Raw genomic sequence first — 14888 nt, forward strand, 5'->3', positions numbered from 1 at the left:
TGACTCATGTCGCTGATTTCAATTGGGCTCTCAGGTATCAATGCCAGCAGTGCCGCGATCAACACCATCGGTAACAACACGGCCAACGTGGATACCGCGGGTTACTCGCGTCAGCAGGTGCTGACCACGGCTTCGGCGCAGATCGCTCTTGGTCAGGGTGTGGGCTACATCGGTACCGGCACCACGCTGTCCGACGTACGTCGCATCTACAACAGCTATCTGGACACCCAATTGCAATCGAGCACCGCCCTCAGCGCGGATGCAGTGGCTTATTCCGGTCAGGCCAGCAAGACCGATACATTGCTGTCCGACAGTGCGACGGGGATCTCCGTGCAGCTGGCGGATTTCTTCACCAAGATGCAGGGCATCGCCACCAGCGCCACGCAGTCGGCAGAACGCTCGTCGTTCCTGACCCAGGCTGGCGCGTTGAGCGCACGCTTCAACTCGGTGTCGTCGCAGTTGTCCACGCAGAACGATAACGTCAACACGCAGCTCAACACCTTCACCAAACAGGTCAACGAACTGACCACCACGCTGGCGAGCCTGAACAAGCAGATTACACAAGCGTCGGCGGGCAATGCCACGCCTAACACCCTGCTTGACTCGCGCAGTGAAGCGGTTCGTCAGCTCAACGAGCTGGTTGGCGTGAAAGTGGTCGAGAACAACGGCAACTTCGACATTTATACCGGCACCGGACAATCGCTGGTCAGTGGCGGCACGTCCTACAAGATGTCGGCCAGCCCGAGCCCGTCCGATCCGTTGCAGTACAACGTGCAGATTGCCTACGGCCAGACCCAGACCGATGTGACCTCGGTGCTTACTGGCGGCTCGATTGGTGGTCTGTTGCGTTATCGCAACGAAGTGCTGGTGCCCGCGACCAATGAACTGGGCCGTACCGCGATGGTGCTGTCCGATCAGGTCAACAGCCAGATGAGCCAGGGTATCGACAGCAAGGGCAACTTCGGTTCGAACCTGTTCTCCAGCATCAACAGTGCGGATGCCATCACCCAGCGCAGCGTCGGCAAAACCACCAACAGTGTCGGCTCCGGCAACCTCAACGTGACGATCGGCGACACCAGCAAGCTGACCGCCAACGATTATGAAGTGACGTTCAGCGATTCATCGAATTTCAGCGTGCGCCGTCTGCCCAATGGCGAGAGCGTGGGTGCCGGTTCGCTGGCTGACAATCCGCCAAAGCAGTTCGATGGCTTCAGTGTGAGCCTCAACGGCAATACGCTGGCCGCCGGTGACAGTTTCAAGGTCATCCCTACCCGTACTGGCGCCTCGGGGATTTCGGTGGTGCTGACCGATGCCAAGGACATTGCAGCTGCCGCGCCGTTGACGGCAACCGCGGGTAGCAGCAACTCCGGCACCGGCGGCTTCACTCAGCCGGTGCTGAACACCAAGTCCGATATCTACGACAGCACCCAGACCGCTGACCTGCGCAATGCGCTCAAAGACTCCACCCCGATGAAACTGGTAATGGGTGCGGTCAGCAGCACCGGCGTGCAGAGTTATACCCTGATCAATGCGAGTGGCGGGGCGGTGCTTGACCAGAATGGCAACGCCGTCAGTGGTTCGATCATTCAGGGTCAGGCCAACACCGTCAAATTGAACGTTGGCTATACCGACACCACGACAACGCCGAGCAGCAAAACCGCTTTTGAACTGCAAATGACCATTTCCGGCTCGCCGGTTGCCAATGACACGTTCAGCATCGGCATGACCGGCGGCGGCTCGTCCGATAACCGCAATGCGTTGGCGGTGGTCGGCCTGCAGACTGCCAAGACTGTCGGCGTCGTCAACGGTGGTGTGGGTACCAGCCTGTCCGGTTCGTATGCAGATACGGTGTCTGTTGTGGGTACGCTGGCGAGCCAGAGCAAGAACGATGTGACCGCCACAGCGGCCGTTGTCAGCCAGGCGAAGTCGTCACGCGATTCGGTCTCGGGTGTATCGCTCGATGAAGAAGCGTCCAACCTGATCAAGTACCAGCAGTACTACACCGCCTCTTCGCAGATCATCAAGGCGGCACAAACCATTTTCAGCACGCTGATCAACAGTCTTTAAGGAATCGTGAGCCATGCGTATCTCGACTACCCAGTTCTTCGAATCCACGAACACCAATTATCAGCGTAACTATTCGAACCTGAACAAGACCAGCGAAGAGGTTTCCAGCGGCATCAAGCTCAATACTGCGGGCGATGATCCGGTGGGTGCGGCGCGCGTACTGCAACTGACCCAGCAGAACTCCATGCTGACCCAGTACGAAACCAATATCGGCACGATCAATACCAATGCGGTGACCACCGAAACGACGCTGACCAGCATCATCGACACGATGCAGGCCGCGCGTGAGCAGATCGTCTCGGCAGGCAGTGGCGCCTTTACCGACTCGGACCGGCTCGCCAAGGCTTCGGCCCTCAAGCAGTACCAGAGTCAGATTCTGGGCCTGATGAACAGCCAGGACCCGAACGGTCAGTACATATTTTCCGGTTCCAAGGCCTCTACGCCACCGTACTCGCTGAACGCCGACGGCTCCTACAGCTACAAGGGCGATCAGACCAGCGTCAATCTGGCGGTAGGCGATGGTCTGGTGATGGCCAGCAACACGTCAGGTTTCGAGGCCTTCGAACAGTCGGTCAACACAACCCGTACGTCTGCCACACTGCTCTCGCCTGCAACCGATGACGGCAAGATCGGCCTCAGCAGTGGCCTGGTGACGTCCACTCCGACCTATAACGCCAGCTACCAGGCCGGTGAGCCCTACACGCTGACCTTTCTCAGCGGTACGCAGTTCAAGATCACTGACGCCAGTGGCACTGACGTGAGTTCCGATACGTCGTCTGGCGGCAAGTTTTCCCACGGCTCGTTCGATGCCCAGACGTTCACCTTCCGCGGCGTGGAAATGACCCTCAACGTCAACCTGCCAGCCGCTGACCGGGTTTCGGACGCTACCGCAGATGCGGCGCTGGCCAATCGCAGCTACCAGTTGGCGTCGACACCGGACAGTGTTTCCACCTCGCGCAGCGCCGGCAATACGTCAACGGCGACCGTCAGTAGCTCTGTCGTGGGCAATACCGCTGCGGACCGGACTGCTTTCAACAATACCTTCCCGACAGACGGCGCAATCCTCAAGTTCACCAGCCCGACCGATTACGACCTGTACGCCGCGCCACTGACCAGCAGCAGCAAGCCAGTGTCCAGTGGCACCATGACTGGTTCGACGGCCAATGCTTCAGGGGTGAACTTCAATATCAGCGGCACGCCGGCTGCCGGCGACCAGTTCATCGTCGAGTCTGGCACGCACCAGACCGAGAACATTCTCAATACGCTGACAGCGGCGATCAAAGCCCTGTCGACGCCCACCGATGGCAACCTGGTGGCCTCGCAGAATATGACGGCAGCGCTGAACTCTGCGCTGGGCAACATGAGCAGCGCCATCGAGCAGGCCTCTACGGCACGCTCCAACGGCGGTGCGCGTCAGCTGGCGGCAACCGCCCAAGGCACGACCAACGATCTGCTCAAAGGCAACAACACCACTGAGCAAGGCACTTACGTAAACGCCGACATCGTCGAGGCGACCACCCGCCTGACATTACAGAAAACCATGCTGGACGCTTCTCAGCAGGTGTTTACCATGCTATCCAAGTTGAACCTGTTCAGTCAGCTTTGAGTTCTGACGTTGAGCATCCGCCGTCTTTTTTCAGCGGTGAGGGGGGCCACTCGACTGATGGGTCCCCAGCCGCTCGCGAGTCAGTCATAGTGAATTCAGTCCCCCTCGTCAGTATCGTCATTCCCGCCTTCAATCCGCGTTTTTTCCGCGCAGCGCTGCAAAGTGCGCTCGACCAGGTCTACGACAATCTCGAAATCATCGTCTGTGACGATTGCCGTAGCGACGAGATCAAGGCGATTTTCGACGAACTGGTGGCTCCCGACAGCGACCGGGCCCGTTACCTGCGCAATCCTCAGCGCCTGGGGTTTCAGGGCAACCTGCTCAAGGGGCTGGAGCAGGCGAGCGGCGAGTACATCAAGTTTCTCTGTGATGACGACCGCCTCTATAACTACTGCATTGCGCATCAGGCGCAAACCCTTGATACCTACCAGGACGTCCAACTCGTCGTCAGCAAGCGCCATCTGGTGGATGTCGATGATTATGTCTTGCCGGCCCGCATGGAAAACGTCGGCCTCGTGCCCTACGACGCCGTGTTCAAGGGCGAGGACATGCTGGCGATTTTCGAGCGCACGCCGCGCAATTATCTGGGCGGTTTCAGTGGCGCGCTGATGCGTCGCGCCGATGTCCAGGAATACCTGCCGTCCATTGCGCTGCCGCAGGGTTTCGTTGCGCTGCTGGATTTCACGTTGTTTATCTGCCTGCTGCGACGCGGCAATCTCGTGGTGCTGCACAGCATCCAGAGCACCGAACGCCTGCACCCGGGGCGCTTCAGCAGTCAGGGCGATATGCACCAGAAAGCCACCACCGAATGGGGCTGGCTGAACGAAATGCTCAAGGCGCGTAGCGGCGAAGACGCACCGGCTCAGGGCTGGGTGCGTTTTCTGCCTCTGCGCCGCGCGCACGAAGAGCCGCGCGAGTGGGATGAGGTCGGCCTTTACGGGGTGATGGCTGGTCGCCAGGGCATCATGATGAGCCGCGTTGGCAGCAGCAGTGACAGCTATGCAGAGCTTTACGCCGAATGGCTGTCCTGCCGCCGGTTTTCCGAGCCGCAAAAAAAACTGCTGGAACAGCGCATCGTCAATTGGGCCTGGCAGCCACGTATCGTGCCGGTGATCATCGATCCGGATGGCGATGCCGAGGCCCTCGATATCACCTTGCGCAGCCTGGCCGAACAGGACTATGCCGCAGACTCGGTGGTAGTGCTGACCAACGCCAGTGTCGACGACCCTCAGGTGTTGCGTTTTTCTCTGCAGCCGGACTGGGCTCGGCAACTGAACGAAGTATTGCCACTGCTGGACAGTGCCGACTGGGTCTACCTGTTGCGCGCTGGTGACCGGCTGACGCAGCCAGCGCTGCTGATTCTGGCCGAGCGTATCGCCCAGATCCCCGGGCTGCTGTGTGTCTACAGCGACGAAGGCGCGCTGGTCGAGGACGAGTCCAGAGAGCCGATTTTCAAACCCGGCTTCAACCTGGACCTGCTGCGTGCCTACCCTTATGTCGGGCGCACGCTGGCGTTCGAACGTCGAAATCTGCTCGACATGGGCGGTTTCGATCCGGCCTTCGATGAACTCGCCCCGCACGATGTGATCTGGCGTCTGGTCGAAGGGGCCGGGCCGCAGAGCATCGAGCACATTGCCGAAGTTCAGGTCGAGTCGCGTCTGGCGTTCGCGGACTGGCTGTCGCTGCCTGGTGTTATCGAGCACAGCGAGCCTCTGGTTGCAGCCCACCTGTCACGGATCGGCAGAGAACACGTGATTCATCACGATCAGTTGCCGTTGCTCAATCGCATCGAGTACGTTCACCCATCACTGCCTCTGGTCTCGATCATCATCACCGCCAGGGATCAACTGGGCGCCCTGGAGCGCTGCATAGACAGTCTGCTCAGCAACACCACCTACCCGAATTACGAAGTCCTGATCGTCGACAACGCCAGCGAAAGCGCCGAAGCGCGGGCATGGTTCACGGCGATGAGTGAGCTGGGCAGCGACAAGTTGCGGATTTTTTCCCTGTCCGCAACAGGCAGCGAGGCAGCCGCCCAGAATCATGCCGCCGGTCAGGCGCGTGGCGATTATCTGCTGATGCTCAGCGCCTATGCGCTGATCCATCAGGCGGACTGGCTGCAGGGGCTGATGCACCATGCCCAGCGCCCCGAGGTCGGGATCGTCGGTCCACGTATCCTCAATCCACAAGGCAATATTCTGTACGCAGGCATGGTCATGGGCATGGATGGTCTGGCCGGTCGGCCGTTCATCAATTTCCCTGCAGGTGCCAGTGGCTACATGCAGCGCCTGCAATTGACCCAGAACTGGAGTGCGGTCAGCGGCAATTGCCTGATGGTGCGCAAGGACGTGTTCGACGCCGTCGGCGCACTGGAGGCGGCGACCTTCACGCAGGGGCTGCAGGATCTGGACCTGTGCATGCGTGTCGGGCACGAGGGTTACCTGATCGTCGGTACCCCGGATTCATCGCTGGTACTGGCCGAGCCTGCTGCCGCCGAACGTAACGAGACGTCTCGTCAGGTACTCGACAACGAGCAGAAATCATTCTTCCAGAAGTGGCTGCCGAAGATGGCCAGGGATCAGGCCTACAACCCCAACCTGTACCTCAACGAGGCGCTGTCGTTCACTCTGGACCCCGGTCTGCTGGCGGGCTGGAGCCCGTTCTGCACCCGGCATCTGCCGTCCATTTTCGGTATGGCGGTCAACTCCTCGGCGGTGGGGCACTACCGGGTCAGCCAGCCACTCCTGGAGTTGATGGCGGCCGGGCGGGTGGTTGGCCGAATGACTTACGAGACCGCAACGCCGGTCGAAATAGAGCGCCAGTCGCCAGATGTCATCGTTTTCCAGGGGCGTTACACAGAAGCCAAGGTCCCGGACATCGAGCTGGCAAAGAACTACTCCAATGCCATGCGTATTTTCGAGCTTGATGACTACATCGCCGATGTCCCCGAGCGCAACGAGCACAAGCGCAACATGCCGGACAACATCGGCGCCATGCTGCGCAAGGGTATAGGCCTGTGTGACCGTGTGGTGGTATCGACTCACCCGCTGGCCGAGGCGCTGTCGAGCATGCACAGCGACATTCGCGTCGTGCCGAACATGCTGGCGACCCACTTGTGGAGTAACCTCAGGACCCAGCGTCGCAGCTCGGACAAGCCGCGTATTGGCTGGGGCGGCGGCACCAGCCATCGGGGGGACCTGGAGCTGATTGCCGATGTGGTGCGCGAACTGGCTGATGAAGTCGAGTGGGTGTTCTTCGGCATGTGCCCGGATCTGCTCAAGCCCTACATCCATGAGTTCCATCCAGGGGTCAGCCTGAAAACCTACCCGGCCAAGCTCGCCAGCCTGAACCTTGATCTGGCCTTGGCACCGCTGGAATTCCATATTTTCAATGACTGCAAAAGCAACCTCAGGTTGCTGGAGTACGGCGCCTGCGGCTATCCGGTGATCTGTTCCGACACCGAGGCGTATCGCGGCCATCTGCCGGCGACCCGGGTGTACACCAACAGCTCCGAAGAATGGTTGCAGGCGATCCGCATGCACTTGTCCGACCCCAATGCCAGCTACCGCATGGGCGACGAGTTGCGCGAGACAGTACTGCGTGACTTCATGTTACGCGGCGAAAACCTGCAGTATTGGGCCAACGGCTGGTTGCCGGACTGATCCGATCCGTTTGAACACGCACCAGCGGGTTGCCCGCTGGCGCGGCCACGCTACGCTCTTGCTTCAACGCCCGCTGCGGTTGAAGGCGCAATCGATTCGTTATAAGGAAAGATCATGCAAAGCCATTCGGGAAATGAACACACCGCTTTGAATCAGCGTCTGACCCTGCTGTTGATGGCCAGGGACCAGCCAGACTTCCTGCGCCGCGCCTTGAAGTATTACAGCCAGTTTCCGTGCACCCTCATAGTGGTCGATGCGTCAGCCCAGCCTGATGCGGAGATTGCCGGCACAGCCGGCCTGCATTACCTGCACAGTGACGCGCTGGCCAGTGCCAGCCTTGGCGTCAGGGTCGCCGAGGGGCTCAAGCAGGTGACCACGCCCTTCGTGGTTCAGGCTCCGGTCGACAGTTTTCTGCTGCCTGATGCACTGAGCGCAGCACTGAGCTTTCTTGAGGCCAACCCCACCTACGGCGCCTGTCAGGGCTACAGCCTGAGCTATCAGGCGCAGGTCGGTCAGGTGGACTATTTCCGTCGTGATCGCAAAACCTGCGAAGACTATGCCGCGGATGACGCGGGTGAGCGGGTTCTGGGTTTCATGAGTGAAAGCCTGTCGCTGCTCAGCGCAGTGACGCGCACGGAGCTGGCGCAGCAGTGGTTCACTTCGGTTACCGATGACACCGAGCCGCACTGGCAGGAAATCGGCCATATGAACTATCTGGTTGCGGCGGCCCGCCTGCGCATCCTGCCAATCGCTTATGCACTGCACTTCACCTCGGGCAAGCAGGCCGAGCTACGCCATGGCGCGGCCATTGCCGCCGCCGTCAGGCACACTGATCCCAAGGCCAGGGCCGCCCGCGATGCGTTCGCCAAGAAACTGGTCGCGCTGCTCGGTAAAGGTTCGGGCTTCGAAGGTGCGCAGGGCGAGCAGAAGATTCAGGCCGGCCTTGCCGCCATGGGTGAGTGCCTCAAGACTCAGGGCTTCCAGGGCGATGAGAAAATCATCAGCGCGGTGTGGAATGTCGGCCTTGAGCAATCGGACGCGCTCTTCGAGCCTCGCCAGTTCGTCGAAATGCCGTTTTACAACCAGGCACTGTTCGATGAGCTGGCCAGAATCGAATTCCTCATCCATCTGATGCCGGCGGGCCGTTTGCAGCTGGAAGGGCTGGAAGCAGCGCTGCTCAAGCAGGCCGAGTTGTTGCGCGAGCAGAGCAACCCGGATGCCGAAGCGCGCATCAGCCGCCTGTGGTACGCCTACGAAACCTACGCCTTCAATCTGGGCGTCGTGCAGAGCCTGATCGCGGAACTGATCAGCGGCAAAGGCAAGGACAGCGAAAAGCAGATCGAACAGGTTTCGGCCTGGAGCCAGCGTCTGCAGGCGGCATCCGCTTTCGACAACGGTCGGCTGCTCGATGGCATGGCTTCCGGTCAACTGCTCAACTGGCTCGATTCGCGCGATCCGGCGCCTGAGGCCCTCAAGCAGATCAGCGACAAGCTCGCCAGCAAACCGGCCGGGTCGCAGATCGGTATCCTGTTGCTGGACCTGGAAGCGGATGTATTCAAGCTGCAGGCCACGTTCGACAGCCTGATCAACAGTCATTACAAGGCGTTCAGGGTGGTGGTGTTCACCACCGGAGAGTTGCCAGCCGTGACTACGCTGCACAATACCCTGCACTTTGTGAAGGTCACCGAAAGCAATTACGTCGACAAGATCAACCAGGTCGTCAAACAGTCGCCCAGCGACTGGCTGATGCTCGCGCAGGCCGGCGAAGAGTTCACCCGCAGCGGTCTGTTGCTGGCTAGCGCCGAGCTGATCGATGCCGCGCAGTGCCGGGCCGTTGCCGTGGACGAGATTCAGCGTCAAGCCAATGGCACGCTCACGCCGGTGTTTCGTCCCGGCTTCAACCTTGATCTGCTGCAAAGCCTGCCGGCACTGATGGCTCGTCACTGGCTGGTGCGCCGTGAGTTGCTGGTCGAGGCGGGTGGATACTCGCGCGAGTTTCCCGAGGCCCTGGAATTCGATCTGTTGCTGCGCCTGATCGAGCAGGGCGGCATGAGCGGCCTGGCCCATCTGAGCGAACCGTTGCTGATCTGTGAGGCGCCCGAGCTGAAAGACAATCCGGACGAACAGAAAGCGCTCAAGCGCCACCTTGGCAAGCGCGGTTATCAGGCGGAAGTCAGCTCGGCACAGCCTGGCACCTACAAGATCGATTATCGCCACGCCCACCGGCCGGTGGTTTCGATCCTGCTGCACAGCCAAGACAACCTCCCCGAATTGCAGCGCTGCCTGCAAAGCATTCTGCAACGCACCCGCTATCAGCGTTATGAAGTGCTGATCGGTGACAACGCCAGCACTTCTGCCGAACTGTCGACCTGGCTTGACCGGCAGGAGCAGGTGTCGGGTCGCGTGCGGGTATTCCGTACCGAACAACGCATGAGTCCCGCGACCCTGCGCAATCTGATCAGCCAGGAAGCCGGTGGCGAATACCTGATCCTGCTGGATGCTGAAAGTCAGATCGTCAATGTCGGCTGGATCGAATCACTGCTCAACCAGGCGCAGCGCCCGGAAGTGGGCGTGGTAGGCGCCAAGCTGGTGGATGGCGAAGGCGCAGTGACTCAGGCCGGTCTGGTGCTGGGCCTCAATGGCGGTGTGGGTTCGGGGTTTGTCGGTGAGCCCAAGACCGCCACCGGCTACATGCAGCGTCTGGTGGTCGAGCAGAACTACTCTGCCGTGTCATCGGCCTGCCTGATGATTGCCAAGGAGCTGTACAACACAGTGGGTGGTCTTGATGAGGAGGCATTCGCCGAAGCGCTGGGCGATGTCGACCTGTGCCTCAAGGCTGCGCAAGCCGGCTACCTGACCGTATGGACGCCGCATGTGCAGGTGGTGCATTCCGGTGTGCTGCATGCCCCGCAGCAGGCGCGCGAAGCATTGATGGACAAGTGGTCATCGCAGTTCGCGCAGGATGAAGCCTACAACGTCAATCTGGATCTCCACGGCAAAGGCTTCACTCTGGCCGTTTGAGTCGTTCACCCCCGTAAAACCGGCTGCTTCGCGGCCGGTTAGTCACTTTGAAGGCTTCTTCGCAGGAAGCTGCCGGCAAGCATCAAGTGCATGTTCCCTCGACGCAAATTATCCTAAAGCATGCACTCAAGAGTGACCTGCGGGTCATAAAGTGCATCTCCACTGTATTGTTTTACAGGGAGCGACATGCGCCTGACTTGCTTTAACCTGCCAAGCGCCCTGAAAATGTCCGTAAATCACCCTATTCGGTAGCGCCCCGATTTCGTCGGGACGAAAAATGACCTGTTTACTCATCGGGAAGCCATGATGATTGGCATTAAAAGCATAGCGAGTTACGTGCCTGTTGCAGGTGTTGATAACTACGCTCAAGGCGCCAGATTTGGCAAGGATGAAGAATTCATCCTTGGGAAGATCGGCTCCACCTTCCTGCCGCGCAAAGACGCCGGCCAGGAAACCTCGGATCTGTGCGTTGAGGCGGCCAACACGCTGTTTGCCAATAACCTGCAGCTCAAGCGCGAAAGCATCGATGTGCTGATCGTCGTCACCCAGAATGGCGACGAGGAAGGGCTGCCGCATACCGCAGCCATCGTTCAGGACAAGCTGGGGCTGTCGACCAACGTCGCTGCATTCGACATATCGCTGGGCTGTTCCGGCTATGTGTACGGCATTTATGCGATCAAGGGCTTCATGGAGGCGGCAGGCTTGAAAAATGGCCTGTTGATCACTGCCGATCCGTATTCGAAAATTGTCGATCAGGAAGACCGCAACACCACCATGCTGTTCGGTGACGCGGCGACAGCCACCTGGATGGGCGAGGGTGCCGAATGGCAATTGGGCAAGGCGAAGTTCGGTACCGATGGTTCCGGTGCGCCACATCTGAAGGTCAGCAACGGCGTTTTCTTCATGAACGGTCGCCAGGTGTTCAACTTTGCACTGTTGAAAGTCCCGGCGCATTTGCATGAGCTACTGGGCGAGTCGGATCTGACCCCGGACGATATCGATGCCTTCTGTATTCACCAGGGCAGTGCGGCGATCGTCGATGCGGTCGCGCGGCGCTTCGAAGACAAACCCGAGAAGTTTCTCAAGGACATGGTCGAAACCGGCAACACCGTGTCATCCAGCATTCCGCTGCTGATCGAAAAGCATGTGCTCGGTTCTTCATGGAAGCGGGTTGCCTTGAGTGGTTTTGGTGTGGGGTTGTCCTGGGGCTCTGCAATTATCTATAAAGACTGAGTTCACCTCGCCTTACAAAGAACGCCTGCGGATAAAACCCCAGGCGTTTTTAAATTAAATAGTGATCTGCGTCACACTTTGAACTTCGTGGTGCAATGCGCTCGCCTGCCGCCACTTCTGACTGCCGTGAATTTCTCTCTTTCCCGCCGTGGGATTACGCCCCAAACCCTTGTTTTATAAGGGGTGTCACGGTGATGGCAAAATATTAAAAAAAAACACTCAAGCAACCTGCCATCGCGACGATAACTATTACGAAGGTTCTCTAGGCACACCCGGCGCTTGCAGGGGCCGGAAGCCACGTAGTACCAAACCAACGAGGAATTCATCATGGCTTTAACAGTAAACACCAACGTAGCATCGTTGAACGTCCAGAAGAACCTGGGTCGCGCTTCCGACGCCCTTTCGACCTCGATGACTCGTCTGTCTTCCGGTCTGAAAATCAACAGCGCCAAAGACGACGCTGCTGGCCTGAACATCGCCACCAAGATCAACTCGCAGATCAAAGGTCAGACCATGGCGATCAAAAACGCCAACGACGGTATGTCCATTGCCCAGACCGCTGAAGGCGCGCTGCAAGAGTCGACCAACATTCTGCAACGTATGCGTGAACTGGCTGTTCAGTCGCGAAACGACAGCAACAGCGACACTGACCGCGTTGCACTGAACAAAGAATTCACTCAGATGAGTTCGGAACTGACCCGTATCGCTCAGAGTACCAACCTGAACGGCAAAAACCTGATCGACGGTTCTGCCAGCACCATGACTTTCCAGGTTGGCTCCAACTCCGGCGCCTCGAACCAGATCACTCTGACTCTGAGCGCCAGCTTTGACGCAAACACCCTGGGTGTCGGTTCGGCCATCACCATCGTCGGTTCCGACAGTGCTGCTGCAGAGACTAACTTCTCTGCTGCAATGGCCGCTATCGACTCGGCGCTGCAGACCATCAACAGCACTCGTTCTGATCTCGGTGCTGCACAAAACCGTCTGACCAGCACCATCTCCAACCTGCAGAACATCAACGAAAACGCCAGTGCTGCACTGGGTCGTATCCAGGATACCGACTTCGCTGCTGAAACTGCACAGCTGACCAAGCAACAGACTCTGCAACAGGCTTCCACCTCTGTTCTGGCTCAGGCTAACCAGCTGCCATCCGCTGTACTGAAACTGCTTCAGTAATATCAGCGTGAGTTTTAGCGGGGGAGTACTTAACAGTGCTCTCTCGCTTTTTTACTTTCTGAGGTGATGGTCATGGATATGAGTGTGAAGTTGAGCGTGACTTATCCGGCCGTTCAACCGGCGAGTCAGGCCCCCGTGGCGGACGCGTCCGTTGACAAGCCTGCCGATAAGGCGCCCGTCGAGCGTGTTGCCGCCACGGCTGAAAGTAAAGGCTCCGGTCTGCACAAGGATGATTCCAAAGACGATGCCAAAGTCAAGGCAGCCGCCGAGGACATCCAGAAGTTCTTTCACGCGGTAAAGCGCAATCTCGAGTTTTCGATTGACGAAGATTCTGGCAAAGTCATTGTCAAAGTGATTGCAAGCGATTCCGGTGAAGTAGTACGACAGATTCCCAATGCAGAAATCCTGAAGCTGGCCGATAGCCTGAGTGATGCGAACAGTTTGTTGTTCCGCGCCAAGGCCTGATCGCCGGTACGGTATGTGTTGTTGGGTCATTCGCTTTTTGAAAGGGCGGCGAACCCCGCGGCATTCTTGAAGGGAGAAGCACCATGGCAAGTCCGATTACCTCTACAACAGGCCTGGGTTCGGGTCTGGCAATTTCCGCCATCGTCGAAGGTCTTGTCGGTGCTGAAAAAGCGCCCAAGCAAAACCAGATCGACAAGCAGAGCGCCTCCACGACTGCATCCCTGTCGGGTGTCAGTCAGTTGACGTCTGCGCTGGCTGCGTTTCAGAAAACACTGGACACCCTGGCCAGCTCCACCACGCCTGCTTTCCAGGGCTTTGCTGCCACGTCTGCCAATGAATCGGTGGTCAAGGCCACAGCGGGCAACACGGCAGTTAACGGCTCCTACGCGATTAACATAAGCCAGCTGGCAACACCTTCGAAGGTGGCTACCGCCGCGCTGGACTCGACGCAGGCGAGTGCTATTCCGAGTGGTACTCTGAAAATCACTCAAAATGGCACTGATTACAACGTGGCGATCGACAAGACCTCGACGCTGCAGGAAGTGCGCGACAAGGTAAACTCGACGCTGCAGGGTAAAGGCATCACCGCCAACATCATCAACGACAACAACGGTTCCAGGCTGGTGTTCAGTTCGACGACCACCGGCAAGGGCAGTGACATTTCGGTGACGGGTGCTTCCGGCCAGGAAGCACTTAACATCGATGGCACCAAGTTGATGAGTGAATCCAGTACCGGCGCTGGTGCGATTACCGCTGTAGCCAAGGACGCCGCATTCACGGTCGATGGCTTGAGTCTGACCAGCAAGACCAATACCGTAAGTACGGCGATTTCCGGTCTGACATTCGAATTGGTCGCGCCCAGCGCTTCTTCTGCTGCTTCGGCATCGACCACGGTCACGGTAGCCACCAACACCGATGGTCTGAAAACCTCATTGCAGTCATTCGTCGACTCTTACAACACGCTGGTTTCACTGGTGTCGTCGTTGACCAAGGGTACTGTCGGCAGTGATGGCACTTACGCTGCCGCTGCGTTGACCGGCGACTCCACCCCGCGTGCACTGCTGGCAACGATACGCGACCAGATTTCCACGGCTACGTCGAATGCCGGTTTGAGTTCCCTGGCGCAGTTGGGGATCAAGACTCAACAGTCTGACGGCAAGTTGACGTTGAGCACGACCGAACTCACAACAGCGCTGAGCGACAAGAAGCTGGGCAGCCAGATTCAGGCGATGTTCACCGGTGTGACCAATGCTGATGGCACAACCTCGGATGGTTTGATTGCGCGCATGAACAAGGCGCTTGAGCCATACACGAAAGCTGACGGCGTTCTGGCTGGCAAGACCACCAGTCTTAATAAGGTGCAGACGCGACTGGCCAGTGATCAGGAGGCGCTCAACCGTCGTATTACGACATTGACGGCAACCCTCACCAAGAAATACAACGCAATGGACCTGGTCGTCGGGCAGTTAAAGGCAACGGCTTCAAGCATTACTTCGATTTTTGAAGCGATGAACGCGCAGAAAAACGCCTCGTAAAAAACCAGTGCAGAAGTACCAGGAACCCGACGCTGTGTCGGGTTCTTGCTTTTGGGCTAAAGTTTCTGCGCACTGCGTCGATAGCTTGAGTATCAGTATTCTGGATTTGTTACGAGGCCCATT

At 58.5% G+C, this 14888-nt stretch carries 8 protein-coding genes; all 8 read left to right on the forward strand.

All coding sequences use genetic code 11. From position 1 onward, the window contains the following. Positions 1 to 6 precede the first annotated feature (6 nt). Entirely contained in the window at positions 7 to 2067 is a 2061-nt protein-coding gene (gene flgK, locus KBY08_RS03590; protein WP_003404346.1) for a flagellar hook-associated protein FlgK, read from the forward strand. 13 nt (positions 2068 to 2080) lie between these two features. After that, positions 2081 to 3673: a flagellar hook-associated protein 3 gene (locus KBY08_RS03595; RefSeq protein WP_003404348.1), complete on the forward strand. Its 1593-nt coding sequence runs from the start codon at positions 2081 to 2083 to the stop codon at positions 3671 to 3673. 89 nt (positions 3674 to 3762) lie between these two features. After that, positions 3763 to 7335 (forward strand): glycosyltransferase, encoded by a 3573-nt coding sequence (locus KBY08_RS03600; RefSeq protein WP_024661304.1) that lies wholly within the window; start codon positions 3763 to 3765, stop codon positions 7333 to 7335. A 114-nt stretch (positions 7336 to 7449) separates the two neighbouring features. Beyond that, complete coding sequence (locus KBY08_RS03605; protein WP_032656983.1) at positions 7450 to 10356, forward strand: glycosyltransferase family 2 protein; 2907 nt, start codon at positions 7450 to 7452, stop codon at positions 10354 to 10356. Between the two features lie 306 nt (positions 10357 to 10662). Next, on the forward strand, positions 10663 to 11589 hold the full coding sequence (locus KBY08_RS03610; RefSeq protein WP_004408049.1) for a ketoacyl-ACP synthase III: 927 nt from the start codon (positions 10663 to 10665) through the stop codon (positions 11587 to 11589). 327 nt (positions 11590 to 11916) lie between these two features. Next, entirely contained in the window at positions 11917 to 12765 is an 849-nt protein-coding gene (locus tag KBY08_RS03615; protein WP_003417847.1) for a flagellin domain-containing protein, read from the forward strand. Positions 12766 to 12837: 72 nt separating this feature from the next. Further along, positions 12838 to 13230 carry a flagellar protein FlaG gene (locus KBY08_RS03620; protein WP_004408051.1) on the forward strand — a complete coding sequence of 131 codons (393 nt, stop codon included), beginning with the start codon at positions 12838 to 12840 and terminating at the stop codon, positions 13228 to 13230. Positions 13231 to 13313: 83 nt separating this feature from the next. Beyond that, entirely contained in the window at positions 13314 to 14765 is a 1452-nt protein-coding gene (fliD, locus tag KBY08_RS03625; protein ID WP_004408053.1) for a flagellar filament capping protein FliD, read from the forward strand. The last annotated feature ends 123 nt before the right edge of the window (positions 14766 to 14888 follow it).

Origin of the sequence: Pseudomonas sp. P135, assembly GCF_020312125.1 — a bacterium.
Lineage (GTDB): Bacteria > Pseudomonadota > Gammaproteobacteria > Pseudomonadales > Pseudomonadaceae > Aquipseudomonas > Aquipseudomonas fragariae.

Coding starts and splice junctions, on each gene's coding strand:
- fliD (WP_004408053.1), top strand. CDS start 13,314: ATGGCAAGTCCGATTACCTCTACAACAGGCCTGGGTTCGGGTCTGGCA.
- KBY08_RS03610 (WP_004408049.1), top strand. CDS start 10,663: ATGATTGGCATTAAAAGCATAGCGAGTTACGTGCCTGTTGCAGGTGTT.
- KBY08_RS03605 (WP_032656983.1), top strand. CDS start 7,450: ATGCAAAGCCATTCGGGAAATGAACACACCGCTTTGAATCAGCGTCTG.
- KBY08_RS03595 (WP_003404348.1), top strand. CDS start 2,081: ATGCGTATCTCGACTACCCAGTTCTTCGAATCCACGAACACCAATTAT.
- flgK (WP_003404346.1), top strand. CDS start 7: ATGTCGCTGATTTCAATTGGGCTCTCAGGTATCAATGCCAGCAGTGCC.
- KBY08_RS03615 (WP_003417847.1), top strand. CDS start 11,917: ATGGCTTTAACAGTAAACACCAACGTAGCATCGTTGAACGTCCAGAAG.
- KBY08_RS03620 (WP_004408051.1), top strand. CDS start 12,838: ATGGATATGAGTGTGAAGTTGAGCGTGACTTATCCGGCCGTTCAACCG.